This window comes from Streptomyces sp. NPDC058877 (genome assembly GCF_042742855.1).
Classification (GTDB): Bacteria; Actinomycetota; Actinomycetes; order Streptomycetales; family Streptomycetaceae; genus Streptomyces.
In genome coordinates this window covers 15,543-34,850 of the sequence record NZ_JBHYMF010000029.1, presented here as the reverse complement: position 1 = coordinate 34,850, position 19,308 = coordinate 15,543, and the positions used below count along the sequence as shown (strand labels likewise).

15 protein-coding genes are annotated in these 19,308 nt (G+C 71.8%); all 15 read left to right on the top strand.

The features are described from left to right. Positions 1-2: 2 nt before the first annotated feature. The 15 genes from asnB to rfbC are packed head-to-tail and all read left to right on the top strand — an operon-like array spanning position 3 to position 19,302. A complete protein-coding gene (asnB, locus tag ACFW2Y_RS09900; protein WP_384876030.1) occupies positions 3-1,937 on the top strand; it encodes an asparagine synthase (glutamine-hydrolyzing) in 1,935 nt (644 codons plus the stop codon). 29 nt (positions 1,938-1,966) lie between these two features. Continuing rightward, on the top strand, positions 1,967-4,153 hold the full coding sequence (locus tag ACFW2Y_RS09895; RefSeq protein WP_384876028.1) for a bi-domain-containing oxidoreductase: 2,187 nt from the start codon (positions 1,967-1,969) through the stop codon (positions 4,151-4,153). After that, entirely contained in the window at positions 4,150-6,093 is a 1,944-nt protein-coding gene (locus ACFW2Y_RS09890; RefSeq protein WP_384876026.1) for an alginate lyase family protein, read from the top strand. The genes ACFW2Y_RS09895 and ACFW2Y_RS09890 overlap by 4 nt, the downstream gene beginning before the upstream one ends. 8 nt (positions 6,094-6,101) lie before the next feature. After that, positions 6,102-7,622, top strand: a complete 1,521-nt coding sequence (locus tag ACFW2Y_RS09885) for a right-handed parallel beta-helix repeat-containing protein (RefSeq protein WP_384876024.1) — start codon at positions 6,102-6,104, stop codon at positions 7,620-7,622. A gap of 1 nt (position 7,623) precedes the next feature. Then, complete coding sequence (locus ACFW2Y_RS09880; RefSeq protein ID WP_384876022.1) at positions 7,624-8,868, top strand: O-antigen ligase domain-containing protein; 1,245 nt, start codon at positions 7,624-7,626, stop codon at positions 8,866-8,868. 2 nt (positions 8,869-8,870) lie between these two features. Further along, complete coding sequence (locus tag ACFW2Y_RS09875; protein WP_384876020.1) at positions 8,871-10,145, top strand: glycosyltransferase; 1,275 nt, start codon at positions 8,871-8,873, stop codon at positions 10,143-10,145. Beyond that, complete coding sequence (locus tag ACFW2Y_RS09870) at positions 10,142-11,377, top strand: methyltransferase domain-containing protein (RefSeq protein ID WP_384876019.1); 1,236 nt, start codon at positions 10,142-10,144, stop codon at positions 11,375-11,377. Before ACFW2Y_RS09875 ends, ACFW2Y_RS09870 begins: the two co-directional genes overlap by 4 nt. Further along, a complete protein-coding gene (locus ACFW2Y_RS09865) occupies positions 11,374-12,201 on the top strand; it encodes a glucose-1-phosphate cytidylyltransferase (RefSeq protein ID WP_384876017.1) in 828 nt (275 codons plus the stop codon). Before ACFW2Y_RS09870 ends, ACFW2Y_RS09865 begins: the two co-directional genes overlap by 4 nt. Continuing rightward, a complete protein-coding gene (locus ACFW2Y_RS09860) occupies positions 12,198-12,845 on the top strand; it encodes a PIG-L deacetylase family protein (protein WP_384876015.1) in 648 nt (215 codons plus the stop codon). Before ACFW2Y_RS09865 ends, ACFW2Y_RS09860 begins: the two co-directional genes overlap by 4 nt. A gap of 3 nt (positions 12,846-12,848) precedes the next feature. Next, positions 12,849-13,913, top strand: coding sequence for an NAD-dependent epimerase/dehydratase family protein (locus tag ACFW2Y_RS09855; protein WP_384876013.1), 1,065 nt, complete (start codon positions 12,849-12,851; stop codon positions 13,911-13,913). Beyond that, the gene (locus tag ACFW2Y_RS09850; protein WP_384876011.1) at positions 13,901-15,259 is read left to right on the top strand and encodes a DUF4910 domain-containing protein; all 1,359 of its coding nucleotides are present in this window, start codon (positions 13,901-13,903) and stop codon (positions 15,257-15,259) included. The genes ACFW2Y_RS09855 and ACFW2Y_RS09850 overlap by 13 nt, the downstream gene beginning before the upstream one ends. Next, a complete protein-coding gene (locus tag ACFW2Y_RS09845) occupies positions 15,256-16,575 on the top strand; it encodes a hypothetical protein (protein ID WP_384876009.1) in 1,320 nt (439 codons plus the stop codon). Before ACFW2Y_RS09850 ends, ACFW2Y_RS09845 begins: the two co-directional genes overlap by 4 nt. Next, a complete protein-coding gene (locus tag ACFW2Y_RS09840) occupies positions 16,572-17,519 on the top strand; it encodes a glycosyltransferase family 2 protein (RefSeq protein WP_384876007.1) in 948 nt (315 codons plus the stop codon). The genes ACFW2Y_RS09845 and ACFW2Y_RS09840 overlap by 4 nt, the downstream gene beginning before the upstream one ends. Further along, positions 17,516-18,754, top strand: coding sequence for a polysaccharide pyruvyl transferase family protein (locus ACFW2Y_RS09835; RefSeq protein ID WP_384876005.1), 1,239 nt, complete (start codon positions 17,516-17,518; stop codon positions 18,752-18,754). Before ACFW2Y_RS09840 ends, ACFW2Y_RS09835 begins: the two co-directional genes overlap by 4 nt. Further along, positions 18,751-19,302 (top strand): dTDP-4-dehydrorhamnose 3,5-epimerase, encoded by a 552-nt coding sequence (gene rfbC, locus ACFW2Y_RS09830; RefSeq protein ID WP_384876003.1) that lies wholly within the window; start codon positions 18,751-18,753, stop codon positions 19,300-19,302. Before ACFW2Y_RS09835 ends, rfbC begins: the two co-directional genes overlap by 4 nt. Positions 19,303-19,308 lie beyond the last annotated feature (6 nt).

Here is a 19,308-nt window from a genome sequence, read left to right as displayed (position 1 = left end):
ACATGTGTGGCATCGCAGGCACGTACCGGTGGCCGGACGGGAAGGCGGTGACCGACCGGCTCACCGACACCCTCGCCCACCGCGGTCCGGACGGGACGGGGCGGTACAGCCATCCGGTCGGCGACGGCGAGGTGCACCTCGGGCACCGCCGACTGGCCATCGTGGACCTGTCCGAGACCGGTGCCCAGCCGATGGTCTCGGACGGCCTCGCCCTGACGTACAACGGCGAGCTGTACAACGCGCCCGAACTGCGGGCCGAACTGGCGGCGGCCGGGGTGCGCTTTCGCGGGACCTCCGACACCGAAGTGGTCCTGGAGGCCTGGCGTCGCTGGGGCACGGAGTGTCTGCCCCGGTTGCGCGGCATGTTCGCGTTCGGGGTCTTCGACGAGCGGACCGGTGACCTGGTGCTCGTCCGCGACCAGCTCGGGATCAAGCCGCTGTTCCTGGTCCGCCGGGACGGAGGGCTGGTGTTCGCCTCCGAGCTGAAGGCGCTCGCCGCCGTGACCGGTGGCTCGCTGCAGGTGGACCACGCGGCTCTGGTGGCCTCCCTGCTGTACTACTGGGTTCCCGACTCGCGGTGCGCGTTCCGCGAGGCGGAGAAGCTGCCGCCGGGCAGCTGGCTGCGGTGCCGCCCCGACGGTCGGGTGGAGCGCGGTCGGTTCTGGCACCTGAAGGAGGTCGCCGCCGAGGGGAGGGAGCGGGCCCTGGCCGGCGAGCAACCGGACATCGCCGCCGTCGTCGAGGAGTCGACCCGGCGCCACCTGCTCTCCGACGTACCCGTGGCGACCTTCCTCTCCGGCGGTCTGGACTCCAGCTATCTGACCGCGCTGGCGGCCCGCGACCGTCCCGGCATCTCGGCCTACACCATCGGCTTCCGCGCCGAGGACGCCCGGTTCGAGGCGATGCCGGACGACCTCCGCTACGCCCGGCGGGTGGCCGAGCGGTTCGGCGTGGACCTGCACGAGATCGAGATCGCTCCGAACGTGCTCGACCTGCTGCCGCAGATGACGTACCACCTGGACGAGCCGATCGGCGATCCCGCCGCCATCAACACGTTCCTGATCTGCTCGGCCGCCCGGGAAGCGGGGATCAAGGTGCTGCTTTCGGGCATGGGGGCCGATGAGCTGTTCGCCGGTTACCGCAAGCACCTGGCCAACCTGATCGCGCTGCGCTACCAGCGCGTCCCCCGGCCGCTGCGCCGCGGCCTGTCCGCGACGGTGGACCGGTTGCCGGTGGCCTCGGCCCGCCGGGGATACCGTTCGGTGCGCTTCGCGAAGCGGTTCCTGTCCTTCGCCGACCTTCCGGAGGAGACCGCGTTCCGGCGCAGCTACACCATGTACGACCAGGAGGAACTGCTCTCCCTGGTCGATCCGGATCTGGCCGGGACCGTCGAGGACGTGCTGACCGAGCACGCGGACGTCTATCAGGACAACGACCTCGACGACTTCGTCAACCGCATGTGCCTGGGCGACGCGCGCATGTTCCTGCCGGGCCTGAACCTCGCCTACACGGACCGGTCGAGCATGGCCGCGTCGACCGAGGTGCGGGTGCCGTACGTGGACGTCGAAGTGGTCAAGGCGGCGTTCGCGGTGCCGGGCGATCGCAAGATCGTCGGACGGCAGGGGAAGGCCGTCCTGAAGGAGGCGGCCTGCTCGGTCCTGCCCCGGGAGATCGTGTACCGGCCCAAGGGGTTGTTCAGCGCACCGCTGCGCGCCTGGATGAGCCGGGACCTCGCCCCGCTGGTGCGCGAGGTGGTGCACGACGGCCTGCTCGTCCGCTCCGGACTCCTGCGCCGCGACGCGCTGGCGCGCATGGTCGCCGAGGACGCGGCCGGGCAGCGGGACTTCTCCAAGCACCTCTGGCATGTGCTGACCCTCGAGTACTGGTACCGCGGCGCGACCTCCGGGTCCGACCAGAGCGCGCGCCTGACGGCGTAGATGACGCCTGAGAAGCAAGGGGACTTCGGGTGAAACAGGTTGTACAGAACTACAAGAGCGGCGAGCTGGCAGTGCTCGACGTGCCGGTACCGGGGTGCAAGCCGGGCGGCGTGCTGGTGCGCACCGCCTACTCGCTGATCTCCACCGGCACCGAGCTGATGAAGGTGTCCGAGGCCGGCATGTCGATGCTGGGTAAGGCCCGCTCGCGACCGGACCAGGTGGCCAAGGTCATGCAGAGCGTGGCCACCAACGGGATGTCGGCCACCTACCGCAAGGTGATCAACCAGTTGGACTCGTACACGCCGCTGGGCTACTCGCTGTGCGGGGTGGTCGAGCAGGTCGGTCCCGGGATCGACGACGTGGCGGTCGGTGACCTCGTGGCCTGCGCCGGCAACGAGCACGCCCTGCACGCCGAGTTGAACTGGGTGCCGAAGAACCTCTACGCCCGGGTCCCGGACGGTCTCGCGCCGCAGCACGCGGCCTTCGGCACCGTGGGGTCGATCGCCCTGCAGGGCGTTCGCCGTGGTGAGCCCCAACTCGGCGAGGTGGCGCTGGTCATCGGCCTCGGGCTGATCGGGCAGCTGGTGGTGCAGCTGCTGGTCGCCTCGGGGGTCCGTGTCATCGGGGTCGACCCCGATCCGGCGCGCTGTGAGCTCGCCGAGCGCCTGGGGGCCGAGGCCTGCGGCGATCCCGCCTCCGCGGCCGTGGAGAACTCCGTGGCGGAAATCACCGGTGGTCTCGGCGTGGACCAGGTCTACCTGGCCGCCGGTGGTGGCAGCAACCAGCCCGTCGAGCTGGCCGCCCGGTTGAGCCGTGACCGCGGCCGGGTCGTCGACATCGGCAAGTGCCGCCTCGACCTGCCCTGGAACGCGTACTACGAGAAGGAGCTCGACGTCCGGTTCTCCCGCAGCTACGGGCCCGGGCGTTACGACCCGGAGTACGAGCTGGAGGGGCGCGACTACCCCATCGGTTACGTGCGGTGGACCGAGCGGCGTAACCTGGCCTGCTTCCTCGACCTCCTCGCCCGCGACAACGTCGACGTGGAGCCCCTGGTCTCGCACGTCGCCGACTTCGGGGACGCCGTCAAGACGTACCAGCGGCTGAAGGACGGCGAGCTGAAGGCCGTGGCGGTGCTGTTCCGTTACCCCGAGGCCGTGGAGGAAGGGGAAGCGGAGGCGCCCTCGGTGGCGGTGCCCGCGGTGCGCCGCGGCACGTCGGTGCCCGCCCCGGCCCGGTCCGGGAGGGCTCCGGTCCGCCTGGCGTTCGTCGGGGCGGGGAACTACGCCACGTCGATGCTGTTGCCGCACCTGGCGCAGCGCGACGGCGTCGAGCTGTCGACGGTCGTCACCACGACGGCGCTGTCCGCGACCAACGCCCAGCGGAAGTTCGGCTTCGCCCGGGCGACCACCGACCTGGACGCCGTGCTCGGCGACCCGTCCGTCGACGCGGTGTTCGTGGTCACCCGGCACAGCTCGCACGCGGAGCTGACCCGGAAGGCACTGCTGGCTGGCAAGACGGTGTTCGTGGAGAAGCCCTTGGCGCTCACCGAGGAGGAGCTCGCCGGCGTGCTCGCGGCGGTGGAGGAATCCGGCAACGACCGGCTGCAGGTCGGCTTCAACCGCCGTTTCGCACCGCTGCTGCAGGAGGCCCGGAAGCAGTTCGGCGCCCGGACCGGTCCGGCGAGCCTCCGCTACCTGGTCAATGCGGGCCGGCTGCAGCACGGCAGCTGGTACCTCCAGCAGAGCACCGAGGGAACGCGGTTCGCCGGTGAGGGCGGACACTTCGTCGACACGGCGAGCTGGCTGCTCGATGCCGATCCGACATCGGTGTACGCGGTCGCCACGCCCGGCAACGAGGACCTCCAGGTCGTGCTGGACTACCCGGACGGGTCCACCGCCACCCTCAGCTACGTCACCTCCGGCCCGTCGGGGTTCCCCAAGGAGACGCTGGACCTGGTCGCCGACGGCCGCGCGTTGCGGCTCGACGACTTCGTCCGCGCCTCGGTGTACGGACGCAAGCGGTGGGTCAGTTCACGGCTGCCCAAGGCCCGGGACAAGGGCCAGTCCGCCGAGTTGGCCGCGTTCGTCAAGGCCGTGCGGACCGGCGGGCCGATGCCGGTGCCGCTGGAGTCGCTGGTCGCCACCACGGCGGCCACCCTCGCCGTACGGACCAGCCTGGTGAGCGGCGCGCCGGTGACCCTGGCGAGGGGCCGATGACCATGGGCGCGGGCTGGTACCTGCGGCGGCTCTCCCGGATGGGGCCGCAGGAGGTGGCCGGCAGGGTGGGCGACGCGGTGCGCAGGCGGCGGTGGCGGTCGGCGCAGCCGGTCTGTCCGCGCGTGACCGGTGCCGCGTTCACCGCGGTGTTGCCCGCGGGGACGGTCGACGGGGTGCCGCCGGACGCCGCGAAGCGCCTCGTCGCCGAGGCGGACCGGTTGATGGCGGGGCGCGTCGAGTACTTCGGGGTGGAGCGGGAGGACCTGGTCGATCCGGACTGGTGCCACGACCCGAAGACCGGGCGCCGGGCGCCGTGGGGCTACGCCTTCGACGTGCCGTACCGGAACGAGGAGGCGATCGGGGACGTCAAGCAGATCTGGGAGCTGTCCCGGCACCAGTACCTGACCGTGCTCGCCGGCGCCTATGCGGTCACCGGGAACGAGCGGTACGCCGAGCGCGTGGCCGAGCACCTGCGGTCGTGGTGGGCGGCGAACGCGCCGATGCGCGGGGTGCACTGGACCAGTGGCATCGAGTTGGGGATCCGGCTGCTGTCCTGGGTGTGGGTCCGTCGGCTGCTCGACGGCTGGTCGGGGGCGGCCGGGCTGTTCGAGGACAACCCGGTGGCGCTGGAGCAGATCTGGCACCACCAGCGTTGGCTGGCCGCCTTTCCCAGCCGTGGGTCCTCGGCGAACAACCACGTGATCGCCGAGGCGGCCGGGCAGTTCGCGGCGGCCTGCGCGTTCGGCTGGTTTCCCGATTCGGCGCGCTGGCGTGCGGATGCGATGCGGCTGCTGGACCGGCACCTGCGGAGCAACACCTTCGGCTCCGGTCTCAACCGCGAATTGGCCACCGAGTACCACGGGCTGGTGCTGGAGCTCGGGCTGGCCGCGGTGGCGGAGGCGGACGCCGCCGGCGTGCCGGTCCCCGCCACGGTCCGGCTGGTGCTGTTGCGGATGACCGATGCGCTCGCCGCCGTCGTGGACGGCAGACTTCGGCCGCCCCGCCAGGGGGACTCGGACGACGGGCACGGTCTGGTCCTGGACGGCGCGGGCACCGACCGTTGGGGTTCCCTGTTGGCCACCGGGGAGGCCGTGTTCGGGCGGCTGGCCTGGTGGCCGGAGGTGACCGGTACCGATGTGCGGACGCCGCTGCTGGCCCCGCTCATCCGGCCCGTCACGACGGGCTGGGCCCGTCCGGCGAGCCGACCGGCGCACTTCCCCGACGCAGGCCTGACCATCCTGCGCGGTCCGGGGGAGATCTGGTGCCGTTGTGACGGCGGCCCGCACGGGTTCCTGTCCATCGCCGCCCACGCACACGCGGACGCGCTGTCCCTGGAGGTCCGGCACGACGGGGTCGACGTGCTCGCCGACCCGGGAACGTACTGCTACCACGGACAGCCCGAGTGGCGGCAGTACTTCCGGTCGACCCTCGGGCACAACACCCTGCAACTGGACGGTGCCGACCAGTCCGTCTCCGGCGGTCCGTTCCTGTGGCTCCGGCAGGCCCGCAGCCGGGTCCTGCTCGCGGACGCGTCCGAGGAGAAGGGGGGCCGCTGGTGGGCCGAGCACGACGGCTACCCGCGCTCCGTCCACCTCCGCCGGGTGGAGCTGACGGCCGCGAACCGTGAGCTCCGGGTGGTCGACGAGGTGCGCGGCCCGCGTCGGTCCGTGCGTCTGGCGTTCCACCTCGGCCCGGCCGTCACCACGGAGCTGGCGGGGCACCGTGCGGTGCTCAGCTGGGTCCGGGACGGCGAGGGCCGCTCCGCGGTGCTCGACCTGCCCGGGCAGCTGGAGTGGCGGGCGCACCGCGGCGAGAGCCATCCGCCGCTGGGTTGGTACTCCCCCGGTTTCGGGCGCAAGGAGCCGGCCACGACGCTGGTCGGCACCGGCTTCGTCGACGACGAGCAGGAGTTCATCACCGTGCTCGGGTTCAACGGCTAGGGGGACACGTGGGGATCGAGTGGCGGCACCGGGCATGGCCGGCGGCTCCGCTGGTGCTGACCGTGCTGGTGGCGACCGGCTGCGAGGGCGCGTCGGACGCCCGGCCCAAGCCGACCGCCGCGCCGTCCACGTCCGTGGCCCGGGTGTGCGCCGAGCCCGTGGCGGGACCCGCCGAACCGCCGGCGGGCGCGGTGAGGATCGATCCCGCGGTGCCCGGCGACCTGGCCGCGAAGACCATGAGCAGCCCGCCGCACACGACCTTCTGGCTCGGGCCGGGCACGCACCGGCTCGAACCGGACCGTTACGCCCAGGTGATCTCCAAGGAGGGGAACCACTACCTCGGCGCGCCGGGTGCGGTGCTCGACGGCGGGAGGGCCAGCCAGTACGCGTTCGGCGGCACCGCCCGCGACGTCACCATCCGCCATCTGACCGTGCAGGGGTTCGCCGCCCCGCACAACGAGGGCGTGGTCAACCACGACTCGGCCGACGGATGGGTGATCGAGCACACGACGGTCCAGAACAACTCCGGCGCCGGGCTGATGGCCGGTGCCCGCCAGTTGGTCCGCGCCAACTGTCTCCGGAACAACGGCCAGTACGGCATGAACGCGTACCAGGCCGCCGGCGGCATCAGCGGTCTGGTGGTCGAGGGAAACGAGATCGTGGGCAACAACACGGACGACTGGGAACGACGGCAACCGGAGTGCGGCTGTAGCGGAGGCGTCAAGTTCTGGGCCGTCAACGGGGCCGACGTGCGGGGCAATTGGGTGCACGACAATCGCGGAGCCGGCTTGTGGGCGGACACCAACAACAACGACTTCCGCATCGAGGACAACCTGCTGGAGGACAACGACGGTGCCGCGCTGATCTACGAGACCAGCTACAACGCGGTCGTCCGGCGCAACACGATCCGCCGCAACAACCTGGTCGAAGGACGCCGTTACGCCGAAGACGGCGATGACTTTCCGTTCGCGACCGTCTACGTGTCCGAGTCCGGTGGCGAGCCGCGGATCCCGGCCCGTACGGACAGGATCGAGATCTATCGCAACGTGCTGGAGGACAACTGGTCCGGCATCACCCTGTGGGAGAACGCCGACCGGTTCTGCAACAGCCCGGCCAACACCTCCTCCGGCGAGTGCACCTTGCTGGTGAAGGACGTCGACCGCTGCGTCCAGCCGGCGATCGCCCGTGCACCGCTCTACGCCGACTGCCGCTGGAAGACCCAGCGGGTGGACATCCACGACAACCGCTTCGTGTTGGACAAGTCCGCCGTCGGTTGTACGGAGAAGTGCGACCGGATGGGGGTGCTGGCCAACTACGGCACCTATCCGGACTGGTCTCCGTACCAGGGCCATCGGGTGGCCGAAGCCATCACCGGGACCCAGGGGAACCGCTGGCGGAACAACGTCTACCGCGGGACGTGGAAGTTCGTCGTCCACGACCCCAGCAAGGTGCTCGACGCCGAACAGTGGCGGGGCGCCCCGTACCGGCAGGACGCGGGCAGCACCTTCCCGACGCGGGACGGTGATTGAGGTGTCCGTGGACCGCACGCCGAAGCTCGTCGGGGTCGTGTGGGGACTGTTGATCCTCAACACGCTCGGCTCCGCCGGCGCGGAGACCATCCTCCCGCTGCCCCGCTCCCTCATCCAGATGGTCACCATGGGATCGCTGGTCGCCGCGTTCGCGCTGGCGCTCGTGGTCAACCCCCGGCTGCGGTTCCGTCCCAGCTCCTACGTGTTCCTGCTCACCCTGCTGCTGGTGCTGAGCGTGGTCTCCAGCGCCAGCCTGGGATCGGGGTTCGGCGCACTCTTCCGCTGTGCCCGACTGGCCCTCTTCGTCGCCACCTTGTGGCTGCTCACCCGCTGGTGGGACGGCGGCCCCACGTTCGTCCGGCACCACATCCGGATGTACTTCGCGGTCCTCGGCTCGGTCGCCGTCGGTGCGGTCCTCTCGCCGGGTGCCGCCATGCCCGAGCTCTACGGAGGCCGGCTGGTCGGCGCGCTGTGGCCGCTCACCCCGCCGCAGATCGGCCAGTACGCCGCGGTGATCATCGGGCTCACGGTGCTGCTGGTGCTGGGCCGCCGGACCAACAAGGGCAGCGCGGCCGTGGTGATCGTGCCGGCCCTCGTCCTGCTCGCGCTGACCCACACCCGGACCGCCACGCTCGGACTGCTCATCGGGCTCGCCCTGGCGATCAGTTCGCTGATCCTCACCAGCGCCGCCGCCCGCCGGATCTTCGCCTGGGCGGTCCTGTGCGCCGCCGTGGCCGCGGTCGGGTTCGGCTCTGCGCTGCAGGCGTGGTTCCTGCGCGGGCAGAGCCGGGAGAACTTCGCCAGCCTGACCGGTCGGGCCAAGGTCTGGGACGCCCTGTTGTCGGCGCCCCGGACGACCTCGGAGGAACTCTTCGGCGTGGGGCTGGGCGACAAGTCGTTCGGCGGGCTGCCGATCGACAACAGTTGGCTGGCCGTCTACCACGAGCAGGGCGTACTGGGCATCGTCCTGGTGGCAGCGGTGATCATCGTGCTGGGCGGCGTCGCACTGTTGCGGCCGCCGTCGCTGTCGAGGGCCTGCGCGATCTTCCTGATCAGCTACTGCGCGATCGCGTCGTACACCGAGGCCGGACTGGGCGACGCCTCGCCGTACCTGCTGCACCTGGCCGTGGCCGCCTCACTGCTGGCGGTACCCACCACTGCCACTGCCACTGCCACTGCCCCCGCAACGCCCGAAGCCCCGCGGCCGAGCGTTCCGCGGTGGGCCCGGAGATCGGAGGTGACCTGACCATGCACGTCCTCGTGGTGCACAACCGCTACGCCTCGGCGCAGCCGAGCGGGGAGAACAACGTCGTCGACCAGGAGGTGGCGCTGCTGCGCGGAGCCGGCCACCGGGTCGGGGTGTTCGAACGGCGCAGCGACGACATCGCCGGCCTGTCCCTGCGGGGCAAGGCCGCGGTTCCGCTGCTGGTGCCGTGGAACCCGGCGGTCCGCGCGGAGCTCTCCGCCCGGCTCCGCGCCGAGCGACCGGACGTGGTGCACGTCCACAACGTCTTCCCGCTGCTGTCGCCGGCGGTACTGGCCGCCTGCGCCGACGCCGGTGTTCCCGCCGTCGCCACGCTGCACAACTACACCCAGGTCTGTCCGCCCGGCACCCTGCAGCGGGACGGTCGGCCGTGCACCGAGTGCGTCGGCTCCACGCCGCTGCCCGCGGTCCGGCACGGCTGCTACCGGAACTCCCGGTTGGCGACGGTGCCGCTCGCGGTCAGCCTGTCGGTCAACCGGCGGCGCTGGTGGTCCGGGGTGGAGCGGTTCTTCTGCATCTCGGCGGCACAGCGCGACGTCCTGGTGCGGGCGGGCATGCCGGCCGAACGGCTGGCGGTGAAGCACAACTTCGTTCCCGACCCGGGTGCTTCCCGGGCGGGCGCCGGTGAGCACCTGCTCTACCTCGGTCGGCTGGCGGAGGCCAAGGGCGTGCGGCTGCTCATGGCCGCGTGGGACGAGATCGCCGCCGACGGCGGTGTGGGCGTACCGCTCGTGATCGCCGGCGCGGGGCCGCTGGAGCGAGAGGTCGCCGCCTGGGCGGCGGACCGGAACGACGTGCGCTTCGTGGGCCTGTACGACCCCGCGGAGTGTCGGCAGGCCCTCGCGCGATCGGTCGCGGTGGTGGCCCCCTCCACCTGGCTGGAGCCGTTCGGCCTGGTGATCGTGGAGGCGATGGCGGCGGGCGTGCCTGCCGTCGCCGCCGGTCACGGTGCCTTCGTCGAATTGGTCGAGGACGGGGTGACCGGACTGCTGCACCGGCCGGGCGAGACCGCCTCGCTCGTGTCCTGCCTGCGGCGGATCGCCACCGAGCCGGTCCGCAACCAGGAGATGGGGCGAGCGGCCCGACTCCGCTACGAGCAGGGCTTCAGCCCGACCGTCGGGTTGGAGCGCCTGGTGAATGGCTACCGCACCGCGATCGCGGGACGGTCCGGCGACGGGGACGGCCCGTCGCCGCTAGGGGAGGAACGCACTGGCTCGCGGCGGGGACACCCGCGCGAGCGGGATGGGGGCAGTAGATGACACGATGCCGACTCTGCGGTTCGGCGGCGCTGGCGAGCGTCGTCGACCTGGGAGCGACGCCGCCTTGCGAGAGCTTTCTCGCCGCGGAGCAACTGGACCAGCCGGAATCGACCTACCCGCTGCACCTGCGGGTCTGCACCGACTGTTGGCTCGCGCAGATCCCGCCGCTGATCAGTCCGGAGGAGACGTTCACGCAGTACGCGTACTTCTCCTCCTACTCGACCTCCTGGGTGGAGCACGCGCGCGCCTTCGTCACCGGTGCCGCGCAGCGGCTGGGCCTCGACGGCGACTCCTTCGTGGTCGAGGTCGCCAGCAACGACGGGTACCTGCTGAAGCACGTCGTGGACCGCGGGATCCGCTGCCTGGGCGTCGAGCCCTCGGTGAACGTCGGGGCGGCGGCGCGGGATGCGGGCGTGCCCACCCTCACGGCCTTCCTGGACCCGGACACCGGCGCCGCCGTCCGCGCCGAGCACGGTCCGGCGGACCTGGTCGTGGCCAACAACGTGTACGCGCACATCCCCGACGTGGTCGGGTTCACCCGGGGGTTGCGCGCCCTGGTGGCCGACGACGGTTGGGTCTCCATCGAGGTGCAGCACCTGCTGACCCTGATCGAGGAGAACCAGTACGACACGATCTACCACGAGCACTTCCAGTACTACACGGTCGCGTCCGCGATCCGGGCACTGGCCAGTGGTGGACTCGCCCTGGTGGACGTCGAGTTGCTTCCCACGCACGGCGGATCCATCCGCTTGTGGGCCCGGCCGGTCGAGGTGGCGGGCGAGCCGTCCGACAAGGTGTCCGAGGTGCTGGACCGGGAGAAGGCCGCCGGCCTGCAGGAGCTGTCCGGGTACACGGAGTTCTCCACCCGGGTGGCCACGGTCCGCCGTGACCTGCTGAAGTTCCTCATCGAGGCGGCCGAACGCGGCGAGACCGTGGTCGGTTACGGCGCCCCGGGCAAGGGCAACACCCTGCTCAACCACTGCGGCATCCGCCCCGACCTGCTTCCGTACACGGTCGACAGGAACCCCTACAAGCACGGCAGGTTCACCCCGGGAACCCGCATCCCGATCCTGCCTCCCGAGCAGATAGCCGCCGACCGGCCGGACTACGTCCTCGTCCTCCCCTGGAACCTGCGGGACGAGCTGGTCGAGCAACTCTCCTTCGTGCACTCCTGGGGCGGCCGGCTGGTCTTCCCCATCCCGGAACTGAGCATTGTCGAGGTCAAGTCATGAAGGTCGTACTGTTCTGCGGCGGCTACGGACTGCGCATGCGCAACGGAACCTCCGACGACGTGCCGAAGCCGATGGCGATGGTCGGCCCGAGGCCCCTGATCTGGCACGTCATGCGCTACTACGCCTCCTTCGGGCACACGGAGTTCATCCTGTGCCTCGGGTACGGGGCCGACCACATCAAGAACTTCTTCCTCAACTACGAGGAGACCACGTCCAACGACTTCGTGCTGCGGGGCGGGCGGACCGAGCTGCTGTCCACCGACATCGCCTCCTGGACGATCACCTTCGTGCAGACCGGCATCGAGTCCCCGATCGGCGAGCGCCTGCGTCGGGTGCGCCACCACCTGGACGGCGACGAGATGTTCCTCGCCAACTACGCCGACGTGCTCACCGACGCCCCGCTGCCGGAGATGATCGACCGGTTCGCCCGGAGCGACGTCGGTGCGTCGATGATGGTGGTGCCGCCGCAGTCCTCCTTCCACTGCGTGGACCTGGGCGATGACGGCCTGGTGGGGGGCATCACCCCGGTGAGCGAACTGCCGCTGTGGGAGAACGGCGGCTACTTCGTGCTCCGCCAGGAGGTCTTCGACCACATACCGGAGAACGGGGACCTGGTCGCCGACGGGTGCGCCGAACTGGCCAAGCGCGGGCGGTTGATGGCGTACCAGCACCGCGGCTTCTGGAAGCCGACCGACACCGTCAAGGAGCGGGCCGCGCTCGACGAGGCCTACGCCCGGGGCGACCGCCCGTGGGCCGTGTGGGAGCGGGACGGCGCGGGGACGGGTGCGACCGGCCGTCGGGACGCTTCCGGAGCGAGGGCGTGATCCGGCTGGGGGCCGGACCCCTGAACCGGATCGCCGCGGTGGGTGCGCACTGCGACGACCTCGCGATCGGCGCCGGTGGCACGCTGCTGACGCTGTGCCTCGCCCGTCCCGGCCTCCGGGTGGACGCACTGGTCCTCTCCGGTGGCGGCAGCGAGCGGGAGGAGGAGGAGCGGGCTGCGCTCGCCGCCTTCTGTCCGGGTGCCGAACTGCACCTGACCGTACTGAAGTTGCCGGACGGTCGACTTCCGGCGCACTGGGAGGAGGCCAAGGCGGCGGTCGAGGAGCTGCGCGGGCAGACCGATCCGGACCTCGTGCTGGCCCCGCGCACCGACGACGCGCACCAGGACCACCGGGGCCTGGCGCAGTTGGTGCCCACGGCGTTCCGCGACCACCTGGTGCTCGGCTACGAAATCGTCAAGTGGGACGGGGACCTCGGCCGTCCGACGGCATACCAGCCGCTGTCACCGGAGATCGCCGAACGCAAGGTGCACCTGTTGCAGGAGCACTACCCCTCGCAACGGCACCGTCCCTGGTACGACCGGGAAGCCTTCCTCGGGTTGGCCCGGATCCGCGGCATCGAAAGCCAGACGCGCTACGCCGAGGCGTTCGCCGTCACCAAACTCACTCTCGACCTGGGGGAATGAACCTTGCGCGTACTGCTGACCGGACACCAGGGCTACTTGGGCACCGTGATGGCGCCCGTGTTGGCGGCGGCCGGGCACGAGGTCGTCGGGCTGGACTCCGGCCTGTTCGCCGACTGCGTGTTGGGCCCGCTGCCCGGGGACCCGCCGGGGGTCGGGACGCCTCCCGGCGGAGCCGAGCCGGGGGCTCGGGGCGGAGTGGACCTGCGTGACGTCACGGCCGATCAGGTGGCCGGGGTGGACGCCGTGATCCACCTGGCCGCCCTCTCCAACGACCCGCTGGGAGCGCTGGCCCCGGACCTGACCTACGACATCAACCACCACGCGTCCGTCCGCTTGGCGCGGCTGGCCCGGGAAGCCGGGGTGCGGCGCTTCCTGTACGCGTCGACCTGCTCGGTCTACGGTGCCGCCGGCGGCGACGAGCTGGTGGCCGAGGACGCCCCCTTGCGCCCGGTGACGCCGTACGCGGAGTCCAAGGTCCGGGTGGAGGACGACCTCCACGCTCTCGCCGACGACGACTTCAGCCCCGTGTACATGCGCAATGCCACCGCCTTCGGCTACTCGCCCCGGCTGCGGGCGGACATCGTGCTGAACAACCTGGTGGGCCACGCGCTCCTGTCCGGCGAGGTGCTGGTGCTCTCCGACGGCACCCCCTGGCGTCCGCTGGTGCACGCCGCCGACATCGCACGGGCCTTCACGGCCGCACTGGTCGCGCCGCGGGAGTCGGTGCACGACCGGGCGTTCAACATCGGCAGCGAGGCCAACAACGTCACGGTCGCCGAGATCGCCGAGCAGGTCGCCGAAGCGGTGCCCGGTTCACGGGTCGTGATCACCGGGGAGACCGGTGCGGATCCGCGGTCGTACCGGGTGGACTTCTCCCGCTTCCGGGCCGCGGTGCCGGGCTTCGACTGCGAGTGGACGGTGAAGCGGGGCGCCCTCGAACTCGCCGACGCCTACCGCAGGCACGGGCTGACCCGGGAGGCCTTCGAGCAGCGCTTCACCCGGCTCGCCGTGCTGCGCGCCGCGTCCGACGCCGGTGCCGTCGACGACACCCTGCGGTGGCGCCGATGACCGTGGCGGGCGAGGAGATGCACGCTCTGGTGGAGCGCTTGTACCCGCTGTGCCGGAGCATCACCGGCGACGGAGTGCGCGCCACCCTGGAGATCATCGGCGAGTACGTGCCGCTGCAGGTGCACGAGGTGCCGACCGGCACCCAGGTGCTCGACTGGACGGTGCCGCAGGAGTGGAACATCCGGGACGCGTACGTCGCCGACGCCACCGGCCGCCGGGTCGTCGACTTCGCCGCGTCCAACCTGCACGTGCTCGGCTACAGCGTGCCGGTGGCGGCGACCGTGCCGCTGGCCGAGCTGCGCGCACACCTGCACACCCTGCCGGACCATCCGAGCTGGGTGCCGTACCGCACCAGCTACTACAAGCCCGACTGGGGGTTCTGCCTGTCCCAGGAGACCCTGGACTCCCTTCCGGACGGCGACTACGAGGTGCGGATCGACTCCACCCTCGCCGACGGCCACCTCACCTACGCCGAGCACGTGGTGCCCGGGCAGGTCGCCGACGAGGTGATCGTCTCCTGTCACGTCTGTCACCCGTCCCTGGCCAACGACAACCTGGCCGGCATCGCGGTGGCGACGTTCCTGGCCCGGGCGCTGGCGGAGCGGACCCCCTGGTACACCTACCGGTTCCTGTTCGCCCCCGGGACCATCGGGGCGATCACCTGGCTGGCCCGCAACGCGGACCGGGTGGAGAAGGCGTTCCCCGGTCACGGGGGTCCCCCCGGACGGGCGGAGCCGAGCGCCGGGGCGGAGCCGAGCACCGGAGGAAGGGTCCGGCACGGTCTGGTGCTGGCCTGTGCCGGCGACCGGGGCCGACTGACGTACAAGCGGAGCAGGCGCGGCGACGCGGAGATCGACCGGGTGATGCGCCATGTGCTGAATTCCTCGGAACGCCCGCACCACATCACCGAGTTCACTCCGTACGGTTATGACGAGCGGCAGTTCTGCTCGCCCGGGTTCGACCTCGGCGTGGGCTCGCTCAGCCGGACGCCGTACGCCGGCTACCCCGAGTACCACACGTCGGCGGACAACCCGGACTTCGTCTCCCCCGAGGCGATGGCCGACACACTGGCCCTCTGCCGCGAGGCGTTCGCCGTACTGGACCGGAACCGGCGGTACGTCAACCTCAGCCCTTACGGCGAGCCGCAGTTGGGGCGACGCGGCCTGTACGAGTCGCTCGGCGGTCGGAGCGATGCGAAGGAGGCCCAGATGGCCATGCTCTGGGTGCTCAACCTCTCCGACGGCGAACACGACCTGCTGGACGTGGCCGAGCGGTCCGGGCTGCCGTTCGACGCCGTCGCCGCTGCTGCCGATGCCCTGCGGGGCGCCGGACTGATCAAGGCATGACGCCGATGACCACCGGAGGGGAGGAGACGACGGCACCGGCGCCCCCGGACGACCGCGCCCGCCGAAGCGCCAAACGGGCCGTCGTCGGCCGGTTGTCCTGGGGGCTGGCCGACCAGGCGGCCTCCAGCATGACCAACTTCGCCGTGGGGATCTACGTCGCACGCTCGCTCGGACTGGCCGCCTTCGGGGTGTTCAGCCTGGCGTGGGTCACCTACGGCGTGGTGCTCAGCGTCTCCCGCGGGGTGGCCACCGACCCGCTGGTGGTGCGCTTCAGCGGCGTGCCGGACTCCTCCTGGCGCGGGGCGGTGGCCCGTTCTTCGGGCACCGCCCTCGGAGCGGGCGCCGCCATCGGCGCGGCGAGCCTGTTGGCCGGACTGCTTCTCGGCGGCCCGGTGGGGTCCGCGTTCGCCTGCCTCGGCGTCGTGCTGCCGGGGCTGTTGTTGCAGGACGCCTGGCGCTACTCGTTCTTCGCAGCCGGTACGGGACGGAAGGCGTTCGTCAACGACCTCGTGTGGGGCGCCGCGTTGGTCCCGGCGATGGTGGTGGCGGCCCGCGTGGGCAGCGTGCCCGCCTTCGTCCTCGCCTGGGGTGCGTCCGCGGCGGTGGCCGCGGCGTACGGCTGCTTCCAGTCCGGGATCCGGCCCCGTCTGGGCGGTGCGCGCGAATGGCTGCGCGCGCACCGTGACCTCGGTTACCGGTATCTGGTGGAGAACGTCAGCACCAGCGGTGCGGGCCAGTTGCGGGCGTACGGGCTCGGCGCGATCGTCGGGGTCGGCGCGGTGGGCGCGGTCCGCGGCGCCGAGCTCCTGCTCGGCCCGTTCCTCGCCGTGCTGATGGGGCTGTCGCTGGTCACCGTCGCGGAGGCCGCACGGGTGCTGCGACAGGCCCCGCACCGACTGGGCCCGTTCTGCCTGTTGTTGGGCGGCGGGCAGGCCGTCGCCGCGCTGCTCTGGGGGGCGGCACTGCTCCTGGTGCCGGACCGCGCCGGCGAGTTGGTGCTCGGCGGTGTCTGGCAGTCCGCCTCCGAGCTCATCGTGCCGGCCACGCTCGGCGTCGCGGGCGCCGGCCTCGGAACCGGCGCGGCGGCCGGGTTGCGCGCGCTCGCCGCGGCCCGGCGCAGTCTGCGCAGCCAGCTGTTCGCCTCCGCCTGTTACGTCATCGGTGGGCTCGGCGGGGCGGCCGTGGCCGGCACGGTCGGCTCGGCCTGGGGCGTCGCCGCCGCGACCGTCAGCGGCTCGGCCGTGTGGTGGCTGCAACTGCGGTCCGCCCTGCGCGAGAACCACCGCAATCCCATCAGTGAAGTGAGGACGTCATGACCGCCCTGCCCCGGCTGAGCATCGGCCTGCCCGTGTACAACGGCGAGGAGTACCTCGCCGAGTCGCTGGACGCCCTGCTCGGCCAGACCTACGAGGACTTCGAGCTGGTCATCTCCGACAACGCCTCGACCGACGGGACCCAGGACATCTGTCGCCGGTACGCCGCACGGGACCGGCGCATCCGCTACCTCCGGCTGCCCCGGAACATCGGTGCCGCGCCGAACCACAACCACGTGTTCACCGAGTGCCGCGGCGAGCTGTTCAAGTGGGCCTCGCACGACGACCTGTACGCCAGGAACCTGCTGGAGCGCTGTGTGCAGGCGCTGGACGAACGGCCGGACGTGATCCTCGCGCACAGCGGCCAGGCGGTCATCGACGGCGACGGCCGGGTGAAGGTCCCGTACGAGTACGGGCTGGCCACCGATTCCCCGTACGCACCCGAGCGCTTCCGCAGCCTGTTGTTCGAGCCGGGTGGCGACGACTTCTACGGGGTGATGCGGGCCGATGCGCTGCGCCGGGTGAAGCCCCACGACAGCTACCACCACGCGGACCGCACCTTCGTCGCCGAGATCACCCTGCACGGTCCCTTCCACCAGGTGCCGGAGCTGTTGTACTTCCGGCGCGACCACCCCACCCGTGCCGAGCGGGCGAACCCGAGCAAGCGCGCCCGGTGCGTGAACCTGGATCCGCGCCGGGCCGGGCCGCTGCACCCGACGCCCCGGCTGCTCGCCGAGTACGTCTGGGGCTTCGTCGCGGCGATCCGGCGGGCGCCGCTGTCCGCGACCGACCGGCGCGCGTGCTTCCGCCACCTGTCCGCCTGGATGACCAGCCGGGTCCGACCGGGTGCCGGCGAGCGGGTCGAGGACCGCGCGCCGGTCGTCCCGGACCGGCTCGCCGTCTCCGTCGACGCCCTCGTCGCCGGCCGTGAGGGGAGGCGGGCGTGAAGCCCGTGGGCGGGGCACCGGTGCGGGTCGGGGTGTTCGGCCTGCTCGGCTCCGGGAACCTCGGCAACGACGGTTCCCTCGAAGCGGTGCTCGGGTACCTCCGGCGGGAGCACCCCGGGGCGGTCGTGGACGCGTTCTGCGGGGGGCCGGAGGTCGTCGGGGCCCGGTACGGGATCCCCGCGACGCGACTGCACTGGTACCGCGGGGAGTACCGGACCGCGTCGCGTGCGGGCGCGGTCGTGGCGAAGGGCCTGGGCAAACTCGTGGACGCCGTCCGCACCGCCGCCTGGGTGCGCCGACACGACGTGGTGATCGTGCCGGGCATGGGCGTCCTGGAGGCCACCCTGCCGCTGCGGCCGTGGGGCTTCCCGTACGCGCTGTTCCTGCTCTGTGCGAGCGGCCGGTTGGTCGGCACCCGGGTGGCGCTGGTCGGCGTCGGTGCCGCCCCGATCGGCAACCGGCCCACCCGGGCCCTGGTGCGCCGGTCGGCTCGGCTGGCCGCCTACCGGTCCTACCGGGACGCCCTGTCCCGCGACGCGATGCGGGCGATGGGCGTGGACACCGGACGCGACGGGGTCTACCCGGACCTCGCCTTCGCCCTGCCGGCGCCGCCGGCGGGCGCCCCCTCGGATCCGCCCGGCCCGGTCTGCGTCGGCGTCATGGACTTCCACGGCGGCAACGACGACCGCGCCCGGTCCGAGGAGATCAACCGGCGCTACCTCGACGGGACGACCCGTTTCGTCCGCGCCCTGGTCGAGGACGGCAGGCGGGTCCGGCTGCTCATCGGCGACGAGGTGGACGGGCAGGTGGTCTCCGCGATCCTCGATGCGGTGGACTCACCGCTGGTCACCGCTGCGGGGGCGACCTCGCTGGCCGAGCTGATGAAGGAGACCGCGGCGGCCGAGACCGTGGTGGCGACCCGCTACCACAACCTGGTCTGCGCGCTGAAGGTCGGCACGCCGACGCTCGCGCTCAGCTACGCGGCGAAGAGCGACGCGCTCATGGCCCGGATGGGGCTGGAGGCGTACTGCCACCCTGCCCGCGAGGTCGACGCCGACCGGCTGCTCGAACAGTTCCGGGAGTTGGAGCAGCGGTCGGCGGAACTGCGAAGGACCCTCGCCGAACGGAACCTGATCACCGCTCGACAACTGGAGCAGCAGTTCGCCGCCTTGACCTCGTCCCTGTTCCCGACGACCGACCACACCCCTGCCCACGCCCTGCGGGAGACTCCGTGAAAGCCATCGACGTCCCGGCGATCGCCGGCGCGTACCTGTTCGAACCGACGCCGCACACCGACGAGCGCGGCTCCTTCTGCCGCACCTTCGACGCCGACGTGGTCCGCTCGGTGGGCCTCGACCCGAACGTCTTCGTCCAGGACAGCCTGTCCCGCTCGGTCCGGGGCGTGCTGCGCGGCCTCCATCTCCGCTCCGGCGCCGGCGAGGCCAAGCTGGTGCGGTGCTCGTACGGAAAGGTCTTCGACGTCGTCGTGGACCTGCGGCCGGACTCGCCGACCTACCGCAACCTGGCCTCCTTCGAACTGTCCGGCGAGACGCAGGTGACCCTGTACGTCCCGGCCGGGTGCGCGCACGGCTTCCAGGCCCTGACCGAAACCGCCGACGTCTCGTACCGGATCGACCGCCCGCACGATCCGTCCGAGGACGTGACGATCGCCTTCGACGACCCGGAGCTCGCCGTCCCGTGGCCGCTGCCGGTCGCCGCGATGTCCCGGCGGGACCGGGAGGCTCCCGGTCTCGCCGAAGTCCTGCGGCAGAGGAAGGGCTGAGGTCAC